Genomic DNA, 24,674 nt, shown 5'->3' on the forward strand with positions numbered 1-24,674 from the left:
GCTTATTCTCGATGATACGGGTGATTGGTGGTCAAGCTCCACGCTCGATATAGGCTCTCGGCCATAATGACGCGTACCAGCGGATGGGGGAGGGTCAGTGGCGATAGCGACCAGCTTTGCTCCGCGGCCGCTTTACACTGTGGTGCTAGCCCCTCTGGCCCACCGATCAAAATGGCGACATCGCGGCCATCAAGTTTCCACTTTTCCAACTGGTTAGCCAATTGCGGTGTGTCCCAAGGCTTGCCGGGAATATCGAGTGTCACAATGCGGCTACCACGGTTGACGGCCGCCAACATCGCTTCCCCTTCTTTTTGCAAGATACGGGTGATATCGGCATTTTTGCCCCGCTTGCCAGCAGGTACCTCTACCAGCTCGAGTGGCATGTCTTTTGGAAAGCGGCGTTGATATTCTTCAAAGCCTTGCTCCACCCATTTGGGCATTTTATTACCCACCGCAATCAATTGGATTTTCATGGTTTAGTTCCAGAGTTTTTCCAATTGGTAGAGTTGGCGTTGCTCCTCTTGCATGACATGCACCATAACGTCACCTAAATCGACCACAACCCATTCGCTGTCATCTTGTCCTTCCGTGCCGAGAGAGTCGATATCGACCGCTTGGGCCTGTTCACACACATGCTCGGCAATGGAGGCAACATGACGGCGAGAGTTGCCGGTGCACAGCACTAAAAAGTCGGTAATGCATGATTTGTCGCGTACATCCAGAGTCACAATATCGCTGGCTTTTAACTCATCGACCTTATCGGTCACAAACTGTTTTAACTCGTTAGCTTGCAAAGAAAACCTCTATGTGTTGCTGATGGTCTTATTAGGCCAGTATACCATTTGCTAACCCGTTGGACACGCTAGGGCGTGAGTGGTTCGGACGCTTGGCACATGAGTGCACAAAAATAATGCAGATCTGGCCAAGGGTCGCTACCAAAGTCCGTTTTTAGCCTGATCTCTAACTGTGCTAAGCGGCGTAGCAGTGCGGTTAATCGGGCTTTGTTGAGCCGATTGAGAGCGGCGGTGAGCATGGGACGACGTGTTTGCCATACACGAAGTTGGTCAAAGATGGCATTCAGCGGCCTGCCTTTTTGCCCCTGCTCGTGAATGGTATACAACTGTTTGAGCTCCTTTTGGATCAGTCGTAAAAGGAGAGTGGGCTCTTCGCCTTCAGCATGCAGTTGCTCAAGTATCCGTTGCGCGCGTTGTGCCTTTCCTGCTAGCAGCGCATCGGTGAGCTGAAAGGGGGTAAAGTGATGGTGGCGTGACAGGGCACTCTCTATGCGTGGCAGGGTTAAGGCGCCATCCGGATAGAGCAGTTGTAGAATGTGCAGGCTTTGTACCAATGCCAATAGGTTTCCTTCATGCCATTGTGCTAACAACTGTAGCGCTGGTTGGTCTGGCTTTAGCCCTAACTGGCGACACCGTTGCTCAATAAAACGCGGGAGTTGACGGGCATCCGGGGTATTGCACACCACGTATAAGCCGTGTTGGGCGAGCGCTGAAAACCATTTAGCGCTTTCTTGCTTCTTGTTGAGTCTTTCCCCTTGCACCAATAGGAGGATATCAGGATGCAGATAAGCGGCCAGCTCGGTAAGCTGCTTGGCTTGCGTGCTGGTGAGGCCATTATCAGGGCAGGAAAGTTCAATAATTTGCCGAGAAGCAAACAAGCTAAGCGCTTGACAGCAGTCGATAACCTCTTGCCAATCTAGTTGCCCATCGATGACAAATTTATGATGCTCTTCAAAACCTTGGGTGCGTGCCGCGCTTGTAATGGCGTCACGCGCTTCGAGTTTGAGTAATGGGTCGGAGCCAAAGACCAAGTAAGTTTGGCGCAGCGGTTGATTGAGCTGCTGCGCCAATTGGTCGGGATAGGTTCTCATCATTGCGCGGTATTCGTCTCGGTTTGTCGCGTTTCGATGATCACGTTGGGCTCTGTTGGCGTTTCACCTTGCTCGAGCTTCTCCATTGCCGCTTGTTCGGCCTGTTGGCGTTCAAACTCGGCGATATCGCCTTTTAATTGGGAAAGTTGACGCATAATTTGCCGAGTGGCTTCTGTACGCATCTCAGCGACTAACTTATCTTCTTCCACCGATTTTGCCAGCGCTGTCAGCGGGTTATCTAGGAAATTACGGCTTAAGGTGGTGTTGTAGGTATAACTGCCTTTATCAGGCACGGTGACGCGATAGCGCGCGACATAGCGAAACTCTTTCTCCGCCACGCGGCTGTTTTGATAAAGCGATAACGTCTGTTCGCTATTGCTTTCACCGAGCAAGTGGATATTGGCCACGTCCTTGGAAGGGGAGACAAGATCGACCTTGTGTTGACGCAAGGCATTTCGCATTTGCCGGGTGAGCTCACCATAAGGGTCAAAGCTCGTTAACGACACCTTATCAACCTCATCGGGCAGGTTGTAGCTGCCACGCAAGGCAAACCCGCAAGACGCGATGGTCAAACAGACCATCGCGACAAGCAGGGAGCGAAGCATTGTCTTAAACAGATTCACTCCATCGCTCCTTGTTAGTTGGCAACAATGTTAACCAGCTTGCCAGGTACATAAATCACCTTGCGCACGGTTTTGCCTTCGGTAAATTTCACCACGTTTTCATCTGCCATCGCTTGGGCTTCCACTGCGTCTTTCTCCGCATCCGCGGCGACGGTGATCTTGGCGCGTAGCTTACCGTTGACTTGGACGATAATCAGCTTTTCGTCCTCAACCATGGCTTCTTTATCTGCCTCTGGCCACGCTGCGTCATCAATGTGGCTCTCACCCAATGCATTCCATAGGCTAAAGCAGATATGTGGGGTAATGGGGTAAAGCATTAGCACCACCGCTTTGAGGGCTTCGTCGAGCACCGCGCGGTCTTGTTCGCTTTGTTGTGGGGCTTTCACCAATCGGTTCATTAGCTCCATAATCGCCGCGATGGCGGTGTTAAAGGTTTGACGGCGCCCCATGTCATCACTGACTTTCGCAATGGCTTTGTGCACCTCGCGGCGCAGCGCTTTTTGCTCATTGGTGAGCGCGCTAGCATCCAGTGCCACGACAGGTCCTTGTTGGCTGTGCTCGTAAACCAGTTTCCAGACGCGACGCAAGAAGCGGTGTGATCCTTCAACCCCTGATTCTTGCCACTCCAGCGTCATATCCGCAGGCGCGGCGAACATCATGAACAGGCGCACCGTATCAGCCCCGTACTTCTCGACCATAAGCTGCGGATCAATGCCGTTGTTTTTAGACTTCGACATCTTGGTCATGCCCGCATGGGTCACCGCATTGCCTTGGCTGTCTACCGCATTAACAATTTGCCCTTTGCTATCACGCTCAACGGTGACGTCGGTTGGCGAGACCCACACGCGCACGCCTTTGTCATCGGTATAATAGAAGGCATCAGCCAGTACCATGCCTTGACAGAGCAGTTGCTTGAAGGGTTCATCGCTATCGACCATGTTTTCGTCACGCAGCAACTTGTGGAAGAAGCGTGAGTAAAGCAGGTGCATACAGGCGTGCTCAATCCCACCAATATACTGATCGACAGGCAGCCAATAGTTGGCAGCACTTGGGTCGAGCATCTGATCGGCCTGCGGCGAGCAATAGCGAGCATAGTACCAAGACGATTCCATAAAGGTATCGAAGGTGTCGGTTTCACGCAGCGCAGGCTCGCCTTGATACTGGGTTTGTGCCCATTGCTTGTCAGCTTTAATCGGGCTTTGCACCCCGTCCATTACTACATCTTCTGGCAGGATAACCGGTAGCTCATCCGTCGGAACAGGGACCACGTCACCGTCTTCGGTGTTCAGCATTGGGATAGGTGCGCCCCAATAACGCTGACGAGAAACGCCCCAGTCACGCAAGCGGAAGTTGACCGTTTTTTGCCCTTTACCCAAAGACTCAAGCTTAGCGGCAATCGCATCAAACGCGGCATCAAAGTCTAAGCCATCGAATTCACCAGAGTTAAATAGCTTGCCTTTTTCGGTATGTGCTTGCTCAGACAAATCAGGTGCGTTGCCATTTTCATCCAGGATCACAGGCTCAATATCGAGGCCATATTTGCTGGCAAATTCAAAATCGCGTTGGTCGTGTGCAGGCACGGCCATGACTGCGCCCGTCCCATAATCCATCAACACGAAGTTGGCGACAAAGATAGGTACGCGGCGGCCGTTTAATGGGTGCGTGGCGTACAAGCCCGTCGCCATGCCTTTTTTCTCCATGGTGGCCAGCTCAGCTTCCGCTACCTTGGTGTTACGGCACTCTTGCACAAACTCCGCCAAGGCTGGGTTGTTCTTGGCCGCGGCATCGGCCAGTGGGTGACCGGCGGCAATACCGACATAAGTCACCCCCATCAGGGTATCAGGGCGGGTGGTGTAGACGCCCAGCGCAGGGTGATCGCCCTCAACATCGAAGGTCAGCTCAACGCCTTCTGAACGGCCAATCCAGTTGCGCTGCATGGTTTTTACCATCTCTGGCCAACCATCCAGTTTGTCGATGTCTTGCAGCAGCTCTTCTGCATAATCGGTGATTTTGATAAACCACTGTGGAATTTCTTTTTGCTCAACCGGGGTATCGCAGCGCCAGCAGCAGCCTTCATGCACCTGCTCGTTCGCCAACACGGTTTGATCGTGTGGACACCAATTCACTGACGAGGTTTTTTTGTATACCAAGCCTTTTTTATAAAGCGTGGTAAAGAATTCTTGCTCCCAGCGGTAGTAGTCAGGGCTACAGGTTGCGATTTCGCGATCCCAGTCGTAACCAAAGCCCAGCATTTTCAGCTGGCCTTTCATGTAATCAATGTTTTCATATGTCCAAGGTGCAGGGGCGGTTTTGTTTTTGATAGCGGCCCCTTCGGCCGGCAAACCAAATGCGTCCCAACCAATAGGTTGCATCACATTCTTGCCTTGCAGGCGCTGATAACGCGAGATCACATCACCGATGGTATAATTACGGACATGCCCCATGTGAAGTCGGCCACTGGGGTAAGGGAACATAGAAAGACAGTAGAATTTTTCTTTGTTAGGGTCTTCATGAGCCACAAAGGTTTTATTGTCGTCCCAATGGGCTTGAACTTTTTGTTCAATATCTTGCGGGCTATATTGTTCTTGCATCGATGGCTTCCGAGATTCTGTGAGAAAGGTAAAACCTGAAAGAGAAATATCGTCATAGAATAACGAAAGGCAGAGACCGCAACAACACTTGAATCAGGACAGAACCATGAATAAAGAGAAAGAACCGCAACAAAGTATCATTGAGCGGGTAAAAGAGGCACTGGAAAACAGTCCAGAGGCTTTGTCTCGCTGGGTCGAGTTGTCTGATCAATATCTCAAAGCAGCTGCGGATCTTACCAAAGATGAGTGGGCGCTGATTGAGGCTTACTTCAAGCGCGATGTGAAAGCGTTTGGTGAGCAGTACGACAAATCTCAAGGCGAAGACATGGACAGTCAGGTATTTAACGATCTGATTGCCAACTCTATTTGGGAACAGCTGGCAGAAATCACCGATCGCACTCAGCTAGAGTGGCGTGAAGTGTTTGACGACCTTCAGCACCATGGCGTGTATGAAGCGGGTGAAATTGTTGGGCTGGGCGTATTGCAATGTGAGCAGTGCCACCACCAGTCACGCCACAGCCGGGTGGATGTGATTGCGCCTTGTAGCAAGTGTGGCCACCGGTATTTCTCTCGCCGCCCGTACCCGGTGTAAGCCAAGCACGGTGCTTGGCTTAGCCGAGGCGGTTAAGATACCAAGGGCGAGGATAACGGTCAGTTATCAGTCAGACGAGGCGTTATCTTTGCCCTCAAAGCGTTGGCGCTCTTCGCGTTCCACTTGAGACAGGCGTGGCAGTTTTAGCCCTTGTGATTTTCCCATCCAACGCGCGAAGACGATATTGCTGGCGAACGCACAGGCGACCAAGACAAGCTCGATAGCGGCCAACCAGCGTTCCCCCTCATCGACATAAATAAGGGTCAATGCGTGCAAAAAGTAAAACATCAAAATAAAGTTCGCCCACGCATGAGTAAAGGCCTTTCCTTTCAAGATCCCCGGTAGCGGAAGGAGCAGCGGGATGGTCCAGCCGATCGTTACCGCCCAAGCATTGAGGTGTGGGTGGGGCGATAAAGACGCATGCCAGATTATTACCCAACCAATCAGGCCGAGGTTACTCAATAGCGAGAGCCTACGCATTAATGCAAGCCGAGAGTCAGTCACAGTACTATCCTATTGTCCCAAGTGGTGGTGAAAGGTTTGTGCAAAACGTGCAAGACGTTGACCTAAGGTTTTGGCGATTTGTTTCTCGTCTGCGATTAAAGGCAGGTTCGGCTCTGCCACACTCGACGCACCATAAGGCGAGCCGCCACCTTGCGTGGTATGTAGCGCACGTTCGCTATGTGGCACACCGAGCAACACCATACCATGATGAAGCAGTGGCACTGTCATGGTGAGCAGGGTGGTTTCTTGTCCGCCATGCAGCATTGATCCGGCGCCAAACACGGCTGCAGGTTTATCGATCAGGGCGCCTGATAGCCACTCCCCACTGGTACTGTCGATAAATTGCTTCAAAGGCGCGGCCATGTTGCCAAAACGCACCGGACTGCCGAGGGCTAGGCCATGACAGTCCAGCAAATCTTGCCGAGTGACAAACGGGTCTTTCGCGGTTGTGTCTGGCACTTGGCCATCAGGGTAAGCGGGCAGCTCGGGCACCGTGCGCAATACCGCTTCAGCGCCTTGCGCCTCGATACCACGGGCGACTTGCTGGGCGAGTTTGCGTGTATTCCCCGAGCGGCTGTAGTAGAGCACTAATACTTTCGTCATTTTATTAGCGTGAGGACGTTTTCAGGTGGACGACCAATGACCGCTTTTTCGCCCTTGACGGCGATTGGACGTTCGATCAATTTGGGATTGTTAACCATGGCGTCGAGTAATTGCGCTTCGTCCACGGAGGCATCGCCCAAGTTTGCCGCTTTATAGTCTGCTTCTTTGGTTCGCATCATCTCCCGAAACGAGCTGAGTCCGAGTTGCTGTTTTAACATCGTCAACGCCTCAGCAGACAAAGGGGTGTCGAGATACTTGATGATGGTCGGCGTGACACCGTTGGACTCCAACAACTTGAGGGTTTCACGACTTTTTGAACAACGGGGGTTGTGGTAGAGGGTTATAGCGGTCACAACAATGATCCTTTTTGAGTGAATTAACGGTCGCTAAGCGCTTTAAAGCGGGCTTGTTGGCGACGAAGTTGATCAAGACGCGCATCATACCGTGCCTGCGCCAAGCTACCTAGTTCTGCGAGCTGGGCGGCTTGGGTATAATTGCGAATGGCTTTGTCCCATTGTCCGCGTAAGGCATACCGCTCACCTTGGGCGGCCAGCTCACCGTCTCGATGCGTCCCGGTACTTTCGTACGCTTGTTGTAACAAAAACCAACCGTTGCTGTCATCTGGATGCTGGTGTGTATATCGCTCCAGCATGGAGATCGCCTCGCCTCCTCGCTTGGCTTTGACGAGGGTATAGGCACTATTGAGCAATAATACGCGGTTATTAGGTTGATGGTTCAATGCGTTTTCAAGGCGCGTCAATGCCTTGTCGTACTGTTTCTCACCGATGTTTAAATCGGTCATCGCATCAAGGAAAAATCGATTATTAGGTTGCGCCTTGATAAGTGGGGTTAATTTTTCTCGTGCATCTTCAAAACGACGGGCATCAATATCAAGCAACGCCATCCCGTAGTTGAGGCTTTGCTTTTCGGCCGGCGAGGCCTCTTTATGACGCCGTTCAAACCAATCCATCGCCGAGCGGCTGGCGATGCCGCTGTAACGTGCGACGATACGGGCGCGCGCGAGTTGATAATCGGGCGAGACAGGTACCCGTTTTTGTGGGTATTGGCGGGCACGAGCGCGAGAGTCAGTGATCCGTGAAGCCGGTAAAGGGTGGGTGCTGAAGTACTCGGGCATTTGGCTGGCGTAACGGTACTCATCCGCCAATCGTGAGAAAAATCGCGGCATGGCTTGCACGTCAAAATCAGCACGTGCGAGGGTTTCAATGCCTATCCGATCGGCTTCTTCTTCATTGCGACGGGTGAAGTTTATTTGGTTTTGCATACTGCCCGCTGTCGCGGCGTGTGCCGCTGCAATCCCGGCTTCGGGAGAGGCAATCGCGAGCATCAACGATCCCACTAAGGCGGCGACGGTCAGCGGCGAGGTTTGCGCTTGCTCCTCCATGCTTCTTGCAAGATGACGCTGGGTGACATGGGCGATTTCGTGGGCCATCACCGATGCTAATTCGCTTTCCGTTTTTGCATGGAGGAACAGCCCAGAGTGCATGGCCACGTAGCCACCGAAAAAGGCAAAGGCGTTGATTGCCTGATTATCAATTAAAATAAAACGAAAGGGTGTGCGAACATCGTTGGCATTCGCCACCAGTCGATGGCCCAAGCCATTAATATACTCGTTGAGTAGAGGATCGCTGATGATGGGCTTGCTGGCTCTTAGCATCCGCATGTAGGCACCACCAAACTCTTTCTCTTTGGCAACCGATAAGGTACTGACGGCGGCGGTACCGATATCAGGTAAGTCACTTTGATATGACTCAACACGTGCCGACACAGGTGCGCTCGCTAAAACCCCCGCTAGTGCATAACAGAGCAGGCGGCGAGCGTTGTTGCCTTTGTGAGAGCCAAGTGCGCGAGATGACATAAGTATGATGACCTTTAAATGCAGGGTGTACTTAGGTACAGACCGATAAAACCCGTTAGGGTTTCGTTGGCGTTCTATCTAATGTCCATTACAATACTGACGATAATACCGACCGGTGAGCCAGAATGGAATCTCAAACACTTGATTTGCGAGAACATGTTTGTCCAATGGCGCTATTGCTGGCAAAGCGCGCCGCCGCGTTATTGCAGTCAGGTGAGCAATTGGTGATTTTACTCGGTGATCAAGGGGCGAAAGACGATATCCCCAAGTATTTTAAACGCGAAGGCTTCAGCATGAGGTGGTTAGACACGCCAGCTTCGCGGCTACTCATCACAAAGAAATAGCGGGCTTTTTATGTTTGATATGTTACATCGCTGGTATCGGCGACGTTTTTCTGACCCACATGCCGTGAGCCTGGTGGCGATCCTTCTTTTTGGTTTTATAACCATCTACTTTTTTGGCAATTTGCTCGCCCCATTATTGGTCGCGATCGTGATGGCCTATCTACTTGATTGGCCGGTAAATCGTCTCTGCCGGCTGGGTTTGCCCCGCATTTTGTCAGTGCTGGTGGTACTGACTGTGTTTGTCAGCTTAACCTTGATGGCGTTATTCGGGTTGGTGCCGACCATATGGAACCAGGGGGTCAGCTTGGTGGCCGATGTGCCAAATATGTTTAATAACATGCAAGCACTGATGCTGAGTTTGCCAGAACGCTACCCAGAGCTGATCAATCCCCATATGGTCAATACCTTTGTCGATACCTTGCAAAATAAAGTGCTCAACCTTGGCGAAACATTGGTAAAAGGTTCATTGGCGTCTTTGGTGAACTTAGTCGCGGTGGCGGTATACCTGATTTTAGTGCCCCTGCTGGTGTTCTTTTTGCTCAAGGACAAAGCACAAATGTTGGCGATGTTCAAAGGCTTGTTACCACGCAACCGTCGTCTTGCCTCTCGAGTCGGCCATGAGATGAATCAGCAGATCTCCAACTACATCCGCGGCAAAGTGACTGAAATCATTATCGTCGGGGTGACCAGCTATTTGACCTTTAGCCTGTTAGACCTTCGCTATGCGGTCCTACTCAGTGTGGCGACGGGCTTCTCTGTCTTGGTGCCTTATATTGGTGCGGCGATTGTCACCGTTCCGATAGCCATTGTTGCCTTGTTCCAGTGGGGGCTTGAGCCTGGTTTTTGGTATGTAATGATCGCCTATGGCGTTATCCAAGCGCTGGATGGCAATGTGCTTGTCCCCGTGCTTTTTTCAGAAGCGGTGAATTTACATCCAGTCGCCATCATAATAGCCGTACTGGTTTTCGGTGGACTCTGGGGCTTTTGGGGGGTATTTTTTGCTATTCCATTGGCGACCTTAGTGAAAGCGGTGTGGCAAGCGCTGCCAGTGATTGAGCTGGATGACGATCCCAAGACAGATATTGAGTGATCCATCTTGTTTTCACGCCCCTAATAAAAGGGGCTGAGCGGCAGGTAAACATCGACACGTCGTGATCAGTTTGGCCCACAGAAGTAGTAATGAAAACAGGGTTGGCATGGCACAACACAGGCAAGAACAAACGCAAGTAGAAAAGTTTCGCGTCGCGGTGATAGGTGGCGGTGTTGCGGGAACCACAGCGGCAATGCGCTTGGCTGAGCGCGGGGTGGACACCCAGGTGTTTGAGGCGGGCACCGGCTTGGTGAGTGGGCCGCCAATTTGCCATCTGCACGCGGGCGGCAATTTGTATCGTGAAATTTCACTCGATCAATGCCTGACCTTACTCGAACAGTCGGTGGCCACGGTGCGCATGTATCCGCATTCGGTCAATCGTCGACCGACTGTCCTTGCCGTTCCTCAGCAAGACCCAGGCTCATTAGACAGTGTGATTGCACGTTTAGAAACCCTGCGTGAGCGTTATGCGCAATTGGTTGAGATCGATAGCGATAATAAAGTCATGGGTGAGCCGAGTGATTATTTCCGTTTGTATCAGCAAGAGGAACTGGAAGCATTGCGCGCTCAAGACTACCACAGCGTGATCGATGCAGCCGATCGATGGATGTGGCCCGTGGCGCAATCGCTCGATTTAAGTGCAATGAAATACCCTCTGGTCCTGGTGCAAGAATACGGGCTTAGCGTGTTTCGTTTGGCGGCGGAAGCGCAATTGACCCTTGCCGACGCGCCTCATTGTCAGCTTAATTTCAATCACAAAGTGATGGATACTCAGCCCATCTCGTCAGGGTGGCGGGTAACCTATCAAGACCAGTCAGGGCAGATACAGACCACCGACGTTGACTATCTTATCAATGCGGCCGGATTCCGTACGGGGACAATCGATGATATGGCCGGGTTTGGTCGCGAGCGTTTGGTCGAATACAAAGCCGCGTATATCGCGCATTGGACACGGACTGAGTATCAGTGGCCGGAAATCATTGTCCACGGTCAACGGGGCACCCCACAGGGAATGGCGCAGTTGACCCCTTACCCGGATGGTTTTTTCCAGCTGCACGGTATGACTCAAGACGTCACCTTGTTTGAGCGTGGTTTAGTGAAAAGCTCTGCGGAGTCGGCGCAACCGACTGTCGATGCACGTTATGTGAAAAACATCGATAAAGGCTGGGACTGGCAAGAAGTGTGTGAACGCACTGATCGTGCGATTGACCATTTTGGCCAGTGGTTACCGGCATTTAAACAGGCCGAAGTAGGTGGCAAACCCTTGTGTGGTGCACAGCAAATCCCCGGGGATGATCCTTCGTTACGTGCCTCGGATGTGTCGTTTGATGGTGAACGTTATGCGCGTTTGGAAATTGTCAAAGCATCGTCGGCGCTGACGGCCATCAATAAAGTACTGACGCAATTTGAAGATTCAGGTTGGATATCTCCTACCTCTTATCAGCCACTGTCTCGTCCCAACACCGCGAAGATAATCGATACCGCTTGCGAGCTTGCGACACGCCGCGGATACCCTGAGGCGTTGGCAAAGCCTGTCGGCTAATCATACAAAAAAGCGCACGGTGTTCGTGCGCTTTTAGTCAGCAGCATGTAGGCTGCTTTGTCGCCAAAGCTAACGTGTCGCCAAAGCTAACGTGTCGCCAAAGCTAACGTGTCGCCAAAGCTAACTTGTCGCCAAAGCCAACGTGGACTGACGTTACGCTTGGTTTAAGTAATCAAGCACCACTTGGTGGTGATCCTTGGTTTTAAACTTATTGAACACATGTTCTATCTTACCGTCTTTGCCAACCAAAAAGCTTAGACGATGAATCCCATCGTATTCTTTGCCCATGAATTTTTTCGGTCCCCAGACACCGAACGCATCGGCGACGGCATGATCTTCATCGCTCAACAGCGTGAAGTTAAGTGCGTCGCGTTCAACAAAACGGGCCAGTTTTTTCACCGGATCGGGACTTATGCCAAGCACCACGGTGTCAAGTGCATCCAACTCGGCTTTCGTATCGCGTAGCGAGCAGGCCTGCGTTGTACAACCCGGTGTCATCGCCTTTGGGTAGAAATAAACCAGAACACGTTTGTCGCCTTTGAATTGGCTAAGCGTGACGGTGTCGCCATTTTGATCTTGCAGTGAAAAATCGGGCGCTTGTGCGCCTTCGGTGATTGTTTGCATGCGCTGCGTTTCCTTTTTGTCGGTAAACCGAATTCACGATGATAGAGGGTGCTCGCGATTACGCAAGTTTTTGATAATAGGATCACTGACTTGACAGGATTTGACTGCCCATTGACGCAGACTCACCCCTTCCTCGATTATAACGATAAGACACATTACCTATCGATGAAAAAATGTCGATTAAGACATGCCTAGACGCAGGGTTATTCTTGTGTTTGCCCAGCGCCAAAAGTAACATTGCAAGCATCACTAATAAGGGAGACGAACATGGTTTCTGGAAGCATTGTGGCGCTCGTCACACCAATGGATGCACACGGCGAAGTTGATTACGTTAGCCTGGAAAAACTGGTCGAGTTTCATATCCAATCGGGCACTGATGCGATTGTCGCAGTGGGCACGACGGGTGAGTCGTCGACAGTAACCGTGGATGAGCACATTAAAGTTGTGCTGAAAACCTTGGAATTTGCTAACGGGCGTATTCCGGTTATTGCGGGAACTGGCGCCAATGCCACCCATGAAGCAATCACTTTCAGCAAAATGTTTGCTGGCTCAGGTGTGGCCGCCTGCCTAAGCGTGACCCCTTATTATAATAAACCGACCCAGGAAGGTTTGTTCCAGCATTACAAAGCCATTGCTGAAGCCACCGACCTGCCACAGATTTTATATAATGTTCCCGGGCGTACCGCGGTCGATATTCAGCCTGAGACAGTGGCGCGACTGGCGGCATTCGACAACATCATTGGTCTGAAAGATGCCACCGCTGATGTAAGCCGAGTGGCGATTCATCGGGAACTTTGTGGCGACGATTTCCTCTTATTCAGTGGCGATGATTTAACGGGCTTGGATTTTGTCTTGGCCGGGGGGCACGGCGTTATCTCTGTAACCAATAATGTGGCGGCTGCGCAAATGGCTAAAATGATCAAACTGGCGCGCGCAGGTGAAGCAGAGCAAGCGCATGCTATTAACGAAACCTTGATCCCCCTACATCGTCACCTGTTTGACGAAGCCAATCCGATCCCTGTGAAGTGGGCAGTCCGCGAGATGGGCTTGATTGCGGATGGGCACCTTCGTCTGCCATTAACTGAGTTAAGCGAGCACTTGCGTCCAGATGTTCGTGAGGCACTGCGTGTCGCAGGTGCTGTTTAAGCCGTTGGAGTGTCAATGAAACCAGTATTTAAGCTCGGCCTATGTGCCATCATGGCCACCAGTGTGGTGGCCTGCAGTGGTGGCGTCGAGCAGCGCCGTCAAGCCAAAGATGACTTTGACTATTTGCAAACAACCCCGTTGTCGCCATGGCAAACCTTGCCGGATCAAGCGCCGTATTTTTCCACTAATTATCAAATCCCGACACAAGATTTTAATGGTGAAGTCGGTCAGAACGTTGATATTCGTCCGCCGCGCCAAGTGCTGGATCTGATCCCGGGCGCACGGATACAACGTGATAGCCGTGGCGTCACCCTTGCCGTTGCCAATGAAAAGCAACTTGATAAAGTATGGCAAACGGTAGAGCGTTTGGTTAGCGAGCAGACCATCCCAGTGTCGTCGCAAACGGCAGACCAAGTAGAAACCGGTTGGATTGCTTGGGAAAAAGAAGACAGCGCCCATCAAGCACGCTTCCGTTTATCGCGCCTTGAGCAAGGTCGCCGCTTTGCGTTAGGGGTGAATATGATTGACTCGCGTGCGAAAGCCAGCGATGAACCGCTCACCCCTGCGTTGCGTGAGCGCTACAACACCCTGATGACTAACCTTATCACGGTGAGTCACGATGCGGCATTGCGTGCCGAAGCGCGCCGTTTGGCGGAGCAGCGCCAGTCTGATATTCCGATTAGCTTTGGTACCGATCGCAGTGGGTTGCCGGTCATTATCGCGCGCGCCCCATATGACGTGGTTTGGGAAAAGCTGCCCGCTATCATCAAGCCTTTAGGGTTCACGGTAGAAAGTCGTAATCAGTCGCAAGGCACGGTGAAAACCCGTCACGTCGCGCCAAATGATGAGCGTTGGCAATCCCTTGGCGTTGATCCGATTTCGTTCCCGGACAACAGCTATACCTTGTTGCTGGGCGATCTAGGCAACCGCACGTCACTTAACGTGACCAACAGCGATGGTAAGCCTGTCGATGAGGCGACGTTAGAAGCGCTGAGCCCAGCGCTCAAAGCGGTCATTGCTCAAGTGAACCAAGCATCAGAGTAATTTTATAGGGACGCGGTGAGCGTCCCTTACTTTTAGCGCCTAATGGAGAGTATAGGTAATGGAAAAACGTGCTGAGTTGTATCGCGGTAAGGCAAAATCTGTCTATGCCACAGATGATGAGCACCGCTTTGTTCTGCACTTTCGCAATGACACGTCGGCTTTTGATGGCGAGCGTGTTGAGCAGCTTGAGCGAAAAGGCGAAGTGAATAACAAATTTAATCACTTCATCATGCAAAAGCTTGAGCAGGCGGGCATCCCCACCCAAATGGACCAATTGTTGTCCGATACCGAGTGTGTGGTGAAAAAGCTAGATATGATCCCTGTAGAGTGTGTGGTGCGCAACATTGCAGCCGGCTCACTTTGCCGTCGCCTTGGCGTCGAGGAAGGGACGACACTGACGCCGCCCACCTTTGAGTTGTTTTTAAAAAACGACGCGCTGCACGATCCCATGGTCAATGAATCCTTGTGTGAGTCTTTGGGCTACGCCACGCAAGCGCAATTGGCGACGATGAAATCACTGACCTACAAGGTGAACGATGTCCTCAAAGCGCTGTTTGCGGAAGGAGAGCTGTTGTTGGTCGATTATAAACTTGAGTTTGGTGTTGATCATCAAGGTAATATTGTTCTGGGTGACGAGTTTAGTCCTGACGGTTGCCGATTGTGGGATGCCAATACCCGAGAAAAACTGGATAAAGACCGTTTCCGTCAAGGCCTAGGTGGTGTTGTGGATGCTTACATCGAGGTGGCAAAGCGTATCGGCCTTACCTTGTAATTTTTGGTTTTAAAAAGCAAACGTTTGCTTTTTGCGCGCGAAAAATAGCGCCATCAATATGGCGCTATTTACTCTTTATGCTCGTCTGATTGCGCTTGATCATTCCCCGCATCGCTTTCTTTGGATGACGACTGTTTATCCGGCTTCTCTTTGTACTTAAGGCCAAACTTTGCGTTGGCGGTGTACTTGAGTGCCATGATATTACTGACCACCACGGCAACCACGATGGCAATAATGACATAAGGGTTGGTTAGCCATTCCATTGTTCCACCTCGCAAAGATTGGTGACGTAGGTTGAATATATCCAATCCAATTGGTCAAGAATAGTACGTTTACCACAAATAGGCGCATTGCCGATCGCGTTGGCAAGCATGTCTTGGCTAAATGCTGACAAAAGGGTGGCGCTGGTGGCGATATGGCTGATATGCCAAGGCTCCCTCGCAACACCGCCCTTATCCTCGGCATAAGGAAGGAAGAACCCCCATTGCGGGGCGTGGGTTTTAAGCCACTGAGAAAACGCGGCCTGAGGGCCATCATCATATTCCGGTGGGGTGAGCGCCAACCTTTGATGTGGAGCCAGTGCACGCTTGTCATACACGTCTAAATCTGTTCCCCAATGATGGCGGCTTGCCCCAGGCAAAGCTGACCAACGCAATATTGCCTTGACGCGCGCATCATCAGACAGTTGCGTGATATCCAGTGGCTGGCTGTCGGCATCTAGCACCGGTTTTTCGCCATTAAATTTACCATTCCAGATAGCCAACTGACGGGCAAACGAGCGATAGCCGCTGGCGACCATTAGGGTAAAGCCCGCTTGTGATGCCGCCTGTTGTAAGGCGGCAAAATCAGCCAGTACAGCCTGATGCAAGCATGGTGCATTAGGTTGGTTGTTGATCGGTGCGAGCACTGAGCCGTCTTGGCCAGTGAGCTGTGCGGACGTTGGGGTCAAGGGAGTGCTTTCTCCAACACCTTTTGATACATGTCCGTCAGCTTTTCTAAATCCGGGATACTGACACATTCATTCACCTTGTGGATAGTGGCATTCACCGGGCCCAGCTCAATCACTTGCGCACCCATTTGCGCAATAAAACGTCCGTCGGAGGTGCCGCCAGTGGTCAGCAGTTCCGGTGTTTGATGATTCACCTCTTCCACCGCCGCCACCACCGCGTCCAATAACGTACCTTTATCGGTTAAGAAAGGGTCACCACTATGCGTCCACTCAAGGGTATAGTCGAGCCCATGGGCGTCTAAAATCGAGTAAACCCGCTCTTTGATGGTTTCACTGTCCAGCTCTGTGCTGAAGCGGAAGTTAAACTGCGCATGGCATTCCCCTGGGATGACATTGGCCGCGCCTGTGCCAGCCTCGATATTGGGGATTTGGAAGCTTGTGGGGGGAAAAAACGCATTGCCTTTGTCCCAGAGTGTTTGCGCAAGCTCGGTGAGCGCTGGCATCGCCTGATGCACTGGGTTGTTGGCAAGATGCGGATAGGCGACATGGCCTTGTGTCCCTTTGACGTAGAGATCCCCGGTGATGGACCCGCGACGGCCGTTTTTCACCACATCACCGACATGGTGTGTGCTAGACGGTTCGCCAACAATACACATATCGATCTTCTCGCCGCGCGCCATTAGGGTATCGACGACGCGGGTAGTGCCGTTAATAAACGGGCCTTCTTCATCTGAGGTGATTAAAAACGCGAGAGAGCCAGAGTGGTCAGGGTGCTGGGCAATAAAACGCTCAACCGCGACAACCATGGCGGCCAATGAGCCTTTCATATCCGCGGCGCCACGCCCATGGAGGTGATCGTCAATCACTGTCGCTTCAAACGGCGGTGTATGCCATTGTTCGCGCGGCCCTGAGGGAACCACGTCAGTGTGGCCGGCAAAAGCAAACAGAGGGCCTTCCGTCCCCCGTCTGGCCCAAAGGTTAGTAGTATCTTCAAACACCATGGTCTCAATGGTGAAGCCCAAGGCTTCTAACCGCGCAATCATTTGATCTTGGCAGCCGGCATCTTCCGGCGTGACCGATTCTCGGTTTATCAGATCTTTCGCTAAAGCCAGCGTGGCAGAGTCAGTCATCGGGGTTTCCTTACAACAAAAATGAATCGACTATCACATTACGCGAAAATATCAGCGTATTGGTTCTCTTTAAAGCCGAGGTAATAGCTACCTTTGTGTACGAGCAATGGGCGTTTAATGATCGCTGGGTTGTCGAGCATGATTGCGATAGCGCTGGCTTGGTCTAAATGGGCTTTTTGCTCATCGCTTAGTTGGCGGTAGGTGGTGCCACGTTTGTTGATTAACGCTTCCCAGCCCAGTTCGGCAACGAAAGTTTGCAGCATTTGTGCGTCTAAGCCATCTTTCCGGTAGTCGTGATATTGGTAGTCGATACCTTGGTTATCCAACCACTCTAGGGCTTTTTTTAGGGTGTCGCAGTTTTTAATCCCAAATACAGTTGTCATGGTCTTATCGTGATTGTTGGCAAAGGTTTAAGAGTGACACCACTGGTTAATGAACGCAATACTTGGCGCGGCAGGGATGTACGCCATGTGATGGCGCAAAACCGTGTGAAATGCGTGGGTAAATGCGCCTGCAGCACGTCGATTTGATGGCGTTTTGATCAAACGCAAAACCTCTTAGCAGGCGCCATGAATAATGGGATCATTCGTAATTGTTGGAGGTTCGTATGGAACTCAACCCGGTATTCGCTCGGCGCTTGTATCTCGCCGCACTGGTAGAAGAGATGGAGCGCCCAAATGTTCCGCGTTTGATTGAGGCAACAGGCTGGCCGCGCCGCACTATCCAGGATGTGCTCAAATCTTTGTCAGGGCTAGGCATTGATATGACATTTATCCAAGATGGCAAGCGCCATAACGATGGTTATTACCAGCTAAAAGACTGGGGCCCGTTTCGTCGCGATTGGGTCGCGGATAAAAAGCGAGACATTCGCTCGTATATCAACTAGTGATCGCCTGAGGGACGACGGACCAGTTTCGCCTCGACCAGTGTGCGTCGAATGGCATCAGCACGCCGACGGTTTGCGCCAAAGTCGTAATAGCCAATACGAGAGGCAGAGCGAAGCGCGAGCTGGTTATCACTGAGTGAGACTTCAACATCATCGACAAAGCGCAGCACCCGGGTGGTGAAGCGTAAGTGTGCGTAGTTTTCTTGGGCTGCAACCACTTGAGCACCTGGCATTGAGGCAATTTTCTCAACAATGGTCGCCAAGGCAACATCGGTGTTAGCCAGCGGCAAGGGCGCTAACTGAAATGTCGCGCGCGTGTCTTCTGTTGAAACACAATTAGGGCTGTCACCACAGGCAGTGACAGGCGGTTGTTTTGCCATGGGGCCTCCTTTCGAGCAGCCGAACAGTGTAAAAAGTACAATGAGGCCGAGCAGATTTTTTCCCATTATGCCCCCACGAGCGTGTAACCAATAAACCCTATCCAGCTTACGACGAGTAAAAGCCAAGGTAAACGGCTGTGCCCTTTATCTTGTGCAGTAGGCTGCGGTGAAGAGGCAGGCTCGCTGAGTTGGTCGACAGCCGGTGTCGGTTTTTGCTGTTTCTTGCGCGCTTTGTCCTGCGCCCGCGCCTTTGCTTTTTGTTCTTTTTTGTACTGCGCAATCCCTTTCTCAATCCCTTGAGCAATCAGTTTCGTCTGAGCCTTGGTTTGTCCAGGCTTTTGCGTGGCTTTGGCAACGCGCATGGCGTCTTGTTGCGTCTCTGGCGAAATCGTTGCTTTGGCTTTTGTTTTGGCCATGAGGGCTCCATGTAACGCTAAATAAATGGCTCGTCCCTAGGATAACAAATTTTGCTTTTGCGCTTGCAGTTTTTATCGCATGTCGCCATGGTAAATGCGTGACTTCTCAATCAAAAATCTTATGGACACGTTTCATCATTTCGACGACAAAGGGTATATCAAGGCCCCCCAGATCGCCGTACTGTGCCTGCTACTGTTAAGTCGCGCATGGTGGCTACTGGCGATGGCCGGTGTCAGCCGAGAGCAGGGCAGCGAGCTGCTTGCGCTGGTTTATCCGGACACCGCTGCGTTTTATCTCAGTTTAGGGATTGGCCTGGTGCCGCTTGGGCTATTACTGTTGGTGGGGAACTGCGACAAGGCGCCTGAATGGTTAACACAGCATTGGCACTTAGGTTATTGGTGGGTGTGGCTATTGTGGACGTGGGAAGCCTATCAAGTGGTGCATACGCTCACGATGACGGGGGGACGGTTTGATTGGTTGCTTGCCTTGCACGGGCTTTGGTTAGTGTGGGCAAGCCTTTATTGGCTGAGAAGCCAGCGCGTAAAGCGCTTTTTTTATCAGTTCACATAAACTGGGCAAACTCGGCCGGGCATAAAAAAACGCAGCACGAGGCTGCGTTTTTTCCTCACTAAGTAAACCTAATTACTTAGTAACGCGCAATACAGATGTTTCACCCACAGTGACGGCACCAGAAAGCTTAGTCAGCTCTTTGATTTCGTCCATGTTAGAGATAACAACCGGCGTTAGCGTTGATTTGGCTTTCTCTTCGAGCATGCCTAAATCAAATTCGATCACGGTATCACCGGCTTTCACCGTTTGACCTTCTTCCGCAATGCGCTTAAAGCCTTCGCCTTTTAGCTCGACAGTGTCGATGCCAAAGTGCACGAACAGCTCTACGCCGTCATCAGACTCAATTGAAAAAGCGTGGTTGGTTTCGAAAATCTTACCGATTGTGCCGTTTACTGGCGCAACCATCTTGTCGCCCGATGGTTTAATCGCAACACCATCACCGACGATTTTCTCAGCAAACACAACGTCAGGCACGTCTTCGATGTTGACGATCTCACCCGACAATGGGGCGATAATTTCAATGGCACTAGCGTCGTTGCTGTCTTCAGACACCAACTTCTTCAGTTTGTCGAACAGACCCATAGTGTTGCTCCTAAGCAGTGATTCTTTGCTGATTGTATATTAGCAAGCGGTTTTTTCCGCAATAAATTTTTCGACATAGGCCTCGATTTCTGCCGCAGTTGGCAGAGTGAGTGCTTTGTCGGCCATCGCTTTCACATCAGCAAAGTTGGCATTACGGATAATCTTCTTGATGCGAGGGATAGAGATGGCACTCATACTAAACTCATCCAAACCCATTCCCATCAATAGTAACGTTGCTTTCTCGTCACCTGCAAGCTCTCCGCACATACCCGTCCATTTACCTTCCGCATGTGAGGCATCAATCACTTGCTTGATAACCGTCAATACAGCAGGAGACAGTGGGTTATACAGGTGCGAAATCAGCTCGTTACCACGATCGACCGCCAAGGTGTACTGGGTCAAATCGTTGGTGCCAATGCTGAAGAATTCCACTTCTTTTGCGAGGTGGTGAGCGATCGCAGCCGCGGCTGGCGTCTCAACCATCACACCGATTTCCAGATCAGCGTCGAAGTCGTGACCTTCTTGGCGCAATTCTGCTTTATAGGTCTCGATCGCTTCTTTCAGCTCTCGGATTTCTTCCACAGAAATAATCATCGGGAACATCACACGGATTTTACCGTGTGCCGATGCGCGAAGAATGGCACGAAGCTGATCGCGGAGAATTTCGCGACGATCGAGGCTAATACGGACTGCACGCCAACCCAAGAATGGGTTCATTTCTTCCGGCAAGTCCATATAAGGCAGATCTTTGTCACCGCCGATATCCATGGTGCGGATGATCACTGGGTGACCATCAATCGCTTTCGCTACCGCTTTATAAGCTTGGTATTGCTCTTCTTCGGTAGGAAGCGAGTCGCGATCCATAAACAGGAACTCGGTGCGATAAAGACCGACACCTTCACCGCCGTTACGGTTCACGCCGTCACAGTCTTTGACTGTACCTACGTTACCGCACACTTCGACTTGGTGACCGTCCAGCGTGATGGCTGGCAGATCTTTAAGCTTAGCCAGTTCCGCTTTTTCGGCGATATGTTGATCGCGAATCGCTTTGAACTTGCTGAGCTCTTGGTCTGATGGGTTGATAACGATTTGGTTGTTAATCGCATCAAGCACCAGCATGTCGCCGTTTTTTACTTTGCTGGTTGCATCATTGGTGCCTACAATCGCTGGTAGCTCAAGCGAGCGCGCCATGATTGAAGAGTGTGAAGTGCGACCACCAATGTCGGTGATGAAACCAAGCACATAATTCAGGTCAACCTGTGCTGTTTCTGAAGGCGTCAGATCGTTTGCAACCAGGATCACTTCTTCGTTGATAGCGCTCAACGACACCATGTTGATGCCAAGTGCGTTTTTGACGAAGCGTGAACCGATATCACGGATATCCGCGGCACGCTCTTTCAGATAATCGTCGTCGAGTGACTCAAGCGTCACCGCTTGTTCTTCGATAACGCTGTAGATTGCGTGATCAGCGGTTGCTAGGTTTGACTTAATGAAGCTGACGATCTCTTCTTCGAGTTCTTCATCTTCAAGCAGCATGATGTGACCTTCGAAGATAGCTTCTTTCTCTTCGCCAAAGGTCTCCCTTGCTTTGTCTTTGATCGCTTCAAGTTGCGTCTTAGACTGTTCGCGAGCATCCAATACGCGCTGAATTTCTTTGTCGATTTGAGACGCAGCAATCTTATCTTTATTGATGACAACGTCTTCTTCTTGCAGCAGCAGTGCTTTACCAAAAGCAATACCAGGTGATGCCAGGATGCCTGAAATCATAGCTTTACCTTACGTTTATCCAACTTAAAACCGATAGAAAAAGAGCCGGATTACTCCAGCTCGTCCATCAGTTTTACTAGGTGATCAACGGCCTGTTGTGCTTGCGCACCTTCAGCAGAGATAGTCACCTTAGTGCCTTTGGTCAAGCCAAGGGTTTGAAGTTTAAATAGGCTTTTTGCGCTCGCGCTCTTACCGTTAGATTCAACAGTGATGTCAGCGTCGTAGCTTTTCGCTTCTTTGACGAACTGCGCCGCTGGACGAGTGTGTAGGCCGTTTTCTGCAGTAATCTCAACTTGCTTCTGATACATGATTCACCCCGTTTCTCTATTTTTTTAAATCTATGTATTAAATATAAGGTTAGCTTAACCGCTAACGGGCGACTTCGCTATCCGTTGACGCTAACCTAACCAAGAAATCGACCCGATAGCTTAATCCATGTCAATTTCGTGTCATCTTTTTGCCATTTTTGACCTTCCACTCATTAGGCGCGAGGGCTTTTATTTTGATGCGGAAAATAAAAAGGCAGACGTGTTTTACTAAAGCTTAATATAAAAATCAAACAAAAAAGGCCCAATTTGGGCCTTTGCGAATAGGGGGTTATGGAGGCTGGTTGGCTAACCTGCTGTTACTGCTCGGTTTCCAGCTCGGTGAACATCCCAGCAAACAGTGGCGAGCTGAGATAACGCTCTGCTGCACTTGGCAAAATTGTGACGATCTTCTTATTTGCGAACTCGGGAAGCTCAGCAATTTTGTTTGCCGCAACCACGGCTGCACCTGAAGAAATCCCGCCCAAGATGCCTTCTTCTTCCATCAAACGGCGAGCCATCGCAATGGCTTCGTCTGAGCTGACAGAGACCACCTGGTCAACAAGCGTGACATCCAAGTTTTTTGGCACAAAGCCCGCGCCAATACCTTGAATTTTGTGAGGGGCAGGCTGCACGTCTTGGCCCGCGATCGTTTGTGCAATCACTGGCGATTCAGCGGGTTCGACCGCGACCGTGGTGATGGCTTTGCCTTTGGTGTTTTTGATGTAGCGGCTAACACCGGTTAGGGTGCCACCTGTGCCAACACCGGCAACAAATACATCGATTTCACCGTCGGTGTCTTCCCAGATTTCAGGCCCTGTGGTTTTTTCATGGATCTCAGGGTTGGCGGGGTTATCAAACTGTTGCAGCATCAGGTATTTGCCTGGCTCTGCTGCCATGATTTCTTCGGCTTTGGCAATCGCCCCTTTCATGCCTTTTGGCGCTTCGGTGAGCACCAGCTTCGCGCCCATGGCTTTAAGCAGTTTACGACGCTCAAGGCTCATTGACTCCGGCATGGTAAGGGTCAGCTTATAACCACGTGCCGCCGCGACATAAGCGAGTGCGATCCCCGTGTTACCACTGGTTGGCTCAATCAATTCGATACCGGGTTTGAGGGTGCCTTTTTTCTCTGCGTCCCAGATCATATTGGCGCCGATACGGCACTTGACGCTGAAGCTTGGGTTGCGTGCTTCAACTTTGGCTAACACGTTTGGCTTCGCCACGCGGTTTAGGCGAACTAGCGGTGTGTTTCCGATGGTTTGTGTATTGTCTTCGTAAATCTTGCCCATTGTATCGTTCCTTCATGACACCGATTTTAATCACACTCCAAGCATATCTCTGCTGCTTGGTTTTGAAAGGATCGGTTGGTTATATCTTATTGTGACATTAACCAATAACTGATTGGTTAACCGAAAAAAGCCCACACCGATGATGTGAGCGTTCGCGTAGACGATCACAGACTAATTGCGTCCCAATGACGCTTTGTGCTTATCCACCCACATGGCGGTCGCGCCGCATACGGCCGCAGGCATCACCAGTAGATTGAGAAAAGGGGTCATGGTAAATAGCATCACCACGGCGCCAAAGCCAAGCGATGCGCCCCGCTGTTGATTTAAGGTCTGGCGCATGGCGGGAAACGATACCTTGTGATTGTCAAACGGGTAATCACAGTATTGAATCGCCATCATCCACGCGCTAAACAAAAACCAGATCACTGGCCCCACAGTTTGTCCGACCGCTGGTATCCACAGCAGTAACAAAAAACCTATTGCTCTGGGGATGTAGTAAGCGAGCTTTTGCCATTCTCGTTTCATCACCCGCGGGATATCTTTAATGATGCCAGCCAAGCCATCATCAGGCGCACGCGTTCCCGACAGCTTTGCCTCCACGTGTTCGGCCAATAGACCATTGAACGGCGCCGCTATCCAGTTGGCCAACGTGCTGAACACATAGGAGAACACGACCAAGATAGCAACCACCACCAAAGGCCAAATCAAAAAAGAGAGCCAGGACAACCACTCAGGCAGGCTGGCCATCCAATGATCGATCCAGTCACCAACTTGTGAAAGCAAATAGATGAACGCGCCGCCAAGCAGCAACACATTGATCAAAATAGGAATGATCACAAACCGGCGTAAGCCGGGGGCCATCATCAGAGAAAAGCCTTGGAACAGGTAGCCAGCACCACTTTGGGGACGGGGGCGAGCATTATTCGCCATGATATCTCCTTGAGAACAATGTAGGTCACAACAATCCGCATGCATGCGGTCGATACAAAAATAACGATGTGCGCTATATTACGGGGGGAATCCTTGCGATGACAACGACCCAATAATGGGAAAGTTTAACGATTTGTGTGTCTTGATTCGTTAAATTCTCCCCAACTTTTGATACAGTTAACTAAGTTGACCATTAACGCATTGCGTCAGCCAACGGGCCCCGCTTATGATC

Annotated in this window: 29 protein-coding genes and 1 pseudogene; 9 read left to right on the forward strand and 21 right to left on the reverse strand. The window is 51.1% G+C overall.

Annotated elements, in window-relative coordinates:
* Positions 1-2: 2 nt before the first annotated feature.
* From rlmH to leuS, 5 genes and pseudogenes are all read right to left on the reverse strand, one after another.
* Entirely contained in the window at positions 3-473 is a 471-nt protein-coding gene (gene rlmH, locus EHW58_RS12670; protein ID WP_077578611.1) for a 23S rRNA (pseudouridine(1915)-N(3))-methyltransferase RlmH, read from the reverse strand.
* A 3-nt stretch (positions 474-476) separates the two neighbouring features.
* Positions 477-794 carry a ribosome silencing factor gene (rsfS, locus tag EHW58_RS12675; protein ID WP_046073734.1) on the reverse strand — a complete coding sequence of 106 codons (318 nt, stop codon included), beginning with the start codon at positions 792-794 and terminating at the stop codon, positions 477-479.
* A gap of 68 nt (positions 795-862) precedes the next feature.
* On the reverse strand, positions 863-1,885 hold the full coding sequence (holA, locus tag EHW58_RS12680; protein WP_046073866.1) for a DNA polymerase III subunit delta: 1,023 nt from the start codon (positions 1,883-1,885) through the stop codon (positions 863-865).
* Positions 1,885-2,508, reverse strand: coding sequence for an LPS assembly lipoprotein LptE (lptE, locus tag EHW58_RS12685; protein ID WP_231637399.1), 624 nt, complete (start codon positions 2,506-2,508; stop codon positions 1,885-1,887). Before lptE ends, holA begins: the two co-directional genes overlap by 1 nt.
* Before the next feature lie 32 nt (positions 2,509-2,540).
* Positions 2,541-5,099 (reverse strand): annotated as a pseudogene (gene leuS / locus EHW58_RS12690) (leucine--tRNA ligase); the annotation flags it as partial.
* 106 nt (positions 5,100-5,205) lie between these two features.
* Here leuS and EHW58_RS12695 point away from each other — a divergent pair.
* Positions 5,206-5,691: a zinc ribbon-containing protein gene (locus EHW58_RS12695; protein ID WP_046073731.1), complete on the forward strand. Its 486-nt coding sequence runs from the start codon at positions 5,206-5,208 to the stop codon at positions 5,689-5,691.
* A gap of 66 nt (positions 5,692-5,757) precedes the next feature.
* Here EHW58_RS12695 and EHW58_RS12700 read toward each other — a convergent pair whose 3' ends face one another.
* From EHW58_RS12700 to EHW58_RS12715, 4 genes are read right to left on the reverse strand one after another with little or no spacing between them, the layout of a single operon-like run.
* The gene (locus EHW58_RS12700) at positions 5,758-6,171 is read right to left on the reverse strand and encodes a DUF2069 domain-containing protein (protein ID WP_046073730.1); all 414 of its coding nucleotides are present in this window, start codon (positions 6,169-6,171) and stop codon (positions 5,758-5,760) included.
* 33 nt (positions 6,172-6,204) lie between these two features.
* A complete protein-coding gene (wrbA, locus tag EHW58_RS12705) occupies positions 6,205-6,798 on the reverse strand; it encodes an NAD(P)H:quinone oxidoreductase (RefSeq protein WP_077578608.1) in 594 nt (197 codons plus the stop codon).
* Positions 6,795-7,151, reverse strand: coding sequence for an arsenate reductase (glutaredoxin) (arsC, locus tag EHW58_RS12710; protein ID WP_077578607.1), 357 nt, complete (start codon positions 7,149-7,151; stop codon positions 6,795-6,797). Before arsC ends, wrbA begins: the two co-directional genes overlap by 4 nt.
* 23 nt (positions 7,152-7,174) lie before the next feature.
* Entirely contained in the window at positions 7,175-8,674 is a 1,500-nt protein-coding gene (locus tag EHW58_RS12715) for a M48 family metalloprotease (protein WP_152796845.1), read from the reverse strand.
* Between the two features lie 125 nt (positions 8,675-8,799).
* On the opposite strand from EHW58_RS12715, the gene EHW58_RS12720 reads away from it, so the two are divergent.
* The 3 genes from EHW58_RS12720 to EHW58_RS12730 all read left to right on the forward strand — a co-directional run bounded on the left by EHW58_RS12720 (position 8,800) and on the right by EHW58_RS12730 (position 11,651).
* Positions 8,800-9,018 carry a sulfurtransferase TusA family protein gene (locus tag EHW58_RS12720; protein ID WP_046073727.1) on the forward strand — a complete coding sequence of 73 codons (219 nt, stop codon included), beginning with the start codon at positions 8,800-8,802 and terminating at the stop codon, positions 9,016-9,018.
* A 10-nt stretch (positions 9,019-9,028) separates the two neighbouring features.
* Complete coding sequence (locus tag EHW58_RS12725; RefSeq protein ID WP_046073726.1) at positions 9,029-10,108, forward strand: AI-2E family transporter; 1,080 nt, start codon at positions 9,029-9,031, stop codon at positions 10,106-10,108.
* A gap of 106 nt (positions 10,109-10,214) precedes the next feature.
* Positions 10,215-11,651: an FAD-dependent oxidoreductase gene (locus tag EHW58_RS12730; RefSeq protein WP_077605822.1), complete on the forward strand. Its 1,437-nt coding sequence runs from the start codon at positions 10,215-10,217 to the stop codon at positions 11,649-11,651.
* Between the two features lie 153 nt (positions 11,652-11,804).
* On the opposite strand, the gene bcp is transcribed toward EHW58_RS12730, so the two are convergent.
* Entirely contained in the window at positions 11,805-12,275 is a 471-nt protein-coding gene (gene bcp / locus EHW58_RS12735; RefSeq protein ID WP_046073724.1) for a thioredoxin-dependent thiol peroxidase, read from the reverse strand.
* A gap of 267 nt (positions 12,276-12,542) precedes the next feature.
* Between bcp and dapA the strand changes: the two genes are divergently transcribed.
* The 3 genes from dapA to purC are packed head-to-tail and all read left to right on the forward strand — an operon-like array spanning position 12,543 to position 15,237.
* Positions 12,543-13,421: a 4-hydroxy-tetrahydrodipicolinate synthase gene (dapA, locus tag EHW58_RS12740; protein ID WP_046073723.1), complete on the forward strand. Its 879-nt coding sequence runs from the start codon at positions 12,543-12,545 to the stop codon at positions 13,419-13,421.
* A gap of 15 nt (positions 13,422-13,436) precedes the next feature.
* Positions 13,437-14,465, forward strand: coding sequence for an outer membrane protein assembly factor BamC (gene bamC / locus EHW58_RS12745; protein ID WP_046073722.1), 1,029 nt, complete (start codon positions 13,437-13,439; stop codon positions 14,463-14,465).
* A gap of 58 nt (positions 14,466-14,523) precedes the next feature.
* Positions 14,524-15,237 (forward strand): phosphoribosylaminoimidazolesuccinocarboxamide synthase, encoded by a 714-nt coding sequence (gene purC, locus EHW58_RS12750; RefSeq protein ID WP_152796847.1) that lies wholly within the window; start codon positions 14,524-14,526, stop codon positions 15,235-15,237.
* Between the two features lie 68 nt (positions 15,238-15,305).
* Here purC and EHW58_RS12755 read toward each other — a convergent pair whose 3' ends face one another.
* The 4 genes from EHW58_RS12755 to EHW58_RS12770 are packed head-to-tail and all read right to left on the reverse strand — an operon-like array spanning position 15,306 to position 17,699.
* Complete coding sequence (locus tag EHW58_RS12755) at positions 15,306-15,500, reverse strand: DUF2897 family protein (protein ID WP_046073720.1); 195 nt, start codon at positions 15,498-15,500, stop codon at positions 15,306-15,308.
* Positions 15,488-16,255 carry a M15 family metallopeptidase gene (locus tag EHW58_RS12760; RefSeq protein WP_046073719.1) on the reverse strand — a complete coding sequence of 256 codons (768 nt, stop codon included), beginning with the start codon at positions 16,253-16,255 and terminating at the stop codon, positions 15,488-15,490. The genes EHW58_RS12755 and EHW58_RS12760 overlap by 13 nt, the downstream gene beginning before the upstream one ends.
* Positions 16,183-17,316 carry a succinyl-diaminopimelate desuccinylase gene (gene dapE / locus EHW58_RS12765; protein WP_152796849.1) on the reverse strand — a complete coding sequence of 378 codons (1,134 nt, stop codon included), beginning with the start codon at positions 17,314-17,316 and terminating at the stop codon, positions 16,183-16,185. Before dapE ends, EHW58_RS12760 begins: the two co-directional genes overlap by 73 nt.
* 38 nt (positions 17,317-17,354) lie before the next feature.
* Positions 17,355-17,699: an ArsC family reductase gene (locus EHW58_RS12770; protein ID WP_152796851.1), complete on the reverse strand. Its 345-nt coding sequence runs from the start codon at positions 17,697-17,699 to the stop codon at positions 17,355-17,357.
* Between the two features lie 224 nt (positions 17,700-17,923).
* Between EHW58_RS12770 and EHW58_RS12775 the strand changes: the two genes are divergently transcribed.
* Positions 17,924-18,202, forward strand: a complete 279-nt coding sequence (locus EHW58_RS12775) for a helix-turn-helix domain-containing protein (protein ID WP_152796853.1) — start codon at positions 17,924-17,926, stop codon at positions 18,200-18,202.
* Here the strand turns inward: EHW58_RS12775 and EHW58_RS12780 are convergent.
* Entirely contained in the window at positions 18,199-18,582 is a 384-nt protein-coding gene (locus EHW58_RS12780; RefSeq protein ID WP_172969990.1) for a DUF1499 domain-containing protein, read from the reverse strand. The genes EHW58_RS12775 and EHW58_RS12780 overlap by 4 nt on opposite strands.
* A 65-nt stretch (positions 18,583-18,647) precedes the next feature.
* Positions 18,648-18,998 (reverse strand): DUF2956 domain-containing protein, encoded by a 351-nt coding sequence (locus tag EHW58_RS12785; protein ID WP_046073715.1) that lies wholly within the window; start codon positions 18,996-18,998, stop codon positions 18,648-18,650.
* A 121-nt stretch (positions 18,999-19,119) separates the two neighbouring features.
* Between EHW58_RS12785 and EHW58_RS12790 the strand changes: the two genes are divergently transcribed.
* The gene (locus tag EHW58_RS12790; protein WP_158011352.1) at positions 19,120-19,569 is read left to right on the forward strand and encodes a DUF2919 family protein; all 450 of its coding nucleotides are present in this window, start codon (positions 19,120-19,122) and stop codon (positions 19,567-19,569) included.
* A 72-nt stretch (positions 19,570-19,641) separates the two neighbouring features.
* Here the strand turns inward: EHW58_RS12790 and crr are convergent, their stop codons facing one another.
* The 5 genes from crr to cysZ form a co-directional block, all read right to left on the reverse strand.
* The gene (crr, locus tag EHW58_RS12795) at positions 19,642-20,151 is read right to left on the reverse strand and encodes a PTS glucose transporter subunit IIA (protein WP_046073714.1); all 510 of its coding nucleotides are present in this window, start codon (positions 20,149-20,151) and stop codon (positions 19,642-19,644) included.
* Between the two features lie 39 nt (positions 20,152-20,190).
* On the reverse strand, positions 20,191-21,918 hold the full coding sequence (gene ptsI, locus EHW58_RS12800; protein ID WP_077578600.1) for a phosphoenolpyruvate-protein phosphotransferase PtsI: 1,728 nt from the start codon (positions 21,916-21,918) through the stop codon (positions 20,191-20,193).
* Positions 21,919-21,968: 50 nt separating this feature from the next.
* Entirely contained in the window at positions 21,969-22,226 is a 258-nt protein-coding gene (ptsH, locus tag EHW58_RS12805; RefSeq protein ID WP_046073712.1) for a phosphocarrier protein Hpr, read from the reverse strand.
* A 317-nt stretch (positions 22,227-22,543) separates the two neighbouring features.
* Positions 22,544-23,512: a cysteine synthase A gene (gene cysK / locus EHW58_RS12810; protein ID WP_046073711.1), complete on the reverse strand. Its 969-nt coding sequence runs from the start codon at positions 23,510-23,512 to the stop codon at positions 22,544-22,546.
* Positions 23,513-23,683: 171 nt separating this feature from the next.
* Positions 23,684-24,442: a sulfate transporter CysZ gene (gene cysZ / locus EHW58_RS12815; protein ID WP_046073710.1), complete on the reverse strand. Its 759-nt coding sequence runs from the start codon at positions 24,440-24,442 to the stop codon at positions 23,684-23,686.
* Positions 24,443-24,674 lie beyond the last annotated feature (232 nt).

Origin of the sequence: Salinivibrio sp. VYel1, from assembly GCF_009377945.1 — a bacterium.
Classification (GTDB): domain Bacteria; phylum Pseudomonadota; class Gammaproteobacteria; order Enterobacterales; family Vibrionaceae; genus Salinivibrio; species Salinivibrio siamensis.

What these genes read in the sequence shown, in the direction of transcription:
- EHW58_RS12715 (WP_152796845.1), bottom strand. Translation starts at nt 8,674, where the DNA reads ATGTCATCTCGCGCACTTGGCTCTCACAAAGGCAACAACGCTCGCCGC.
- rlmH (WP_077578611.1), bottom strand. Translation starts at nt 473, where the DNA reads ATGAAAATCCAATTGATTGCGGTGGGTAATAAAATGCCCAAATGGGTG.
- ptsH (WP_046073712.1), bottom strand. Translation starts at nt 22,226, where the DNA reads ATGTATCAGAAGCAAGTTGAGATTACTGCAGAAAACGGCCTACACACT.
- crr (WP_046073714.1), bottom strand. Translation starts at nt 20,151, where the DNA reads ATGGGTCTGTTCGACAAACTGAAGAAGTTGGTGTCTGAAGACAGCAAC.
- EHW58_RS12730 (WP_077605822.1), top strand. Translation starts at nt 10,215, where the DNA reads ATGGCACAACACAGGCAAGAACAAACGCAAGTAGAAAAGTTTCGCGTC.
- EHW58_RS12755 (WP_046073720.1), bottom strand. Translation starts at nt 15,500, where the DNA reads ATGGAATGGCTAACCAACCCTTATGTCATTATTGCCATCGTGGTTGCC.
- EHW58_RS12760 (WP_046073719.1), bottom strand. Translation starts at nt 16,255, where the DNA reads ATGTGTCAGTATCCCGGATTTAGAAAAGCTGACGGACATGTATCAAAA.
- wrbA (WP_077578608.1), bottom strand. Translation starts at nt 6,798, where the DNA reads ATGACGAAAGTATTAGTGCTCTACTACAGCCGCTCGGGGAATACACGC.
- purC (WP_152796847.1), top strand. Translation starts at nt 14,524, where the DNA reads ATGGAAAAACGTGCTGAGTTGTATCGCGGTAAGGCAAAATCTGTCTAT.
- EHW58_RS12785 (WP_046073715.1), bottom strand. Translation starts at nt 18,998, where the DNA reads ATGGCCAAAACAAAAGCCAAAGCAACGATTTCGCCAGAGACGCAACAA.
- bcp (WP_046073724.1), bottom strand. Translation starts at nt 12,275, where the DNA reads ATGCAAACAATCACCGAAGGCGCACAAGCGCCCGATTTTTCACTGCAA.
- dapA (WP_046073723.1), top strand. Translation starts at nt 12,543, where the DNA reads ATGGTTTCTGGAAGCATTGTGGCGCTCGTCACACCAATGGATGCACAC.
- EHW58_RS12790 (WP_158011352.1), top strand. Translation starts at nt 19,120, where the DNA reads ATGGACACGTTTCATCATTTCGACGACAAAGGGTATATCAAGGCCCCC.
- EHW58_RS12770 (WP_152796851.1), bottom strand. Translation starts at nt 17,699, where the DNA reads ATGACAACTGTATTTGGGATTAAAAACTGCGACACCCTAAAAAAAGCC.
- EHW58_RS12780 (WP_172969990.1), bottom strand. Translation starts at nt 18,582, where the DNA reads ATGGCAAAACAACCGCCTGTCACTGCCTGTGGTGACAGCCCTAATTGT.
- EHW58_RS12725 (WP_046073726.1), top strand. Translation starts at nt 9,029, where the DNA reads ATGTTTGATATGTTACATCGCTGGTATCGGCGACGTTTTTCTGACCCA.
- EHW58_RS12720 (WP_046073727.1), top strand. Translation starts at nt 8,800, where the DNA reads ATGGAATCTCAAACACTTGATTTGCGAGAACATGTTTGTCCAATGGCG.
- holA (WP_046073866.1), bottom strand. Translation starts at nt 1,885, where the DNA reads ATGAGAACCTATCCCGACCAATTGGCGCAGCAGCTCAATCAACCGCTG.
- EHW58_RS12695 (WP_046073731.1), top strand. Translation starts at nt 5,206, where the DNA reads ATGAATAAAGAGAAAGAACCGCAACAAAGTATCATTGAGCGGGTAAAA.
- dapE (WP_152796849.1), bottom strand. Translation starts at nt 17,316, where the DNA reads ATGACTGACTCTGCCACGCTGGCTTTAGCGAAAGATCTGATAAACCGA.
- bamC (WP_046073722.1), top strand. Translation starts at nt 13,437, where the DNA reads ATGAAACCAGTATTTAAGCTCGGCCTATGTGCCATCATGGCCACCAGT.
- cysZ (WP_046073710.1), bottom strand. Translation starts at nt 24,442, where the DNA reads ATGGCGAATAATGCTCGCCCCCGTCCCCAAAGTGGTGCTGGCTACCTG.
- EHW58_RS12700 (WP_046073730.1), bottom strand. Translation starts at nt 6,171, where the DNA reads ATGCGTAGGCTCTCGCTATTGAGTAACCTCGGCCTGATTGGTTGGGTA.
- cysK (WP_046073711.1), bottom strand. Translation starts at nt 23,512, where the DNA reads ATGGGCAAGATTTACGAAGACAATACACAAACCATCGGAAACACACCG.
- EHW58_RS12775 (WP_152796853.1), top strand. Translation starts at nt 17,924, where the DNA reads ATGGAACTCAACCCGGTATTCGCTCGGCGCTTGTATCTCGCCGCACTG.
- ptsI (WP_077578600.1), bottom strand. Translation starts at nt 21,918, where the DNA reads ATGATTTCAGGCATCCTGGCATCACCTGGTATTGCTTTTGGTAAAGCA.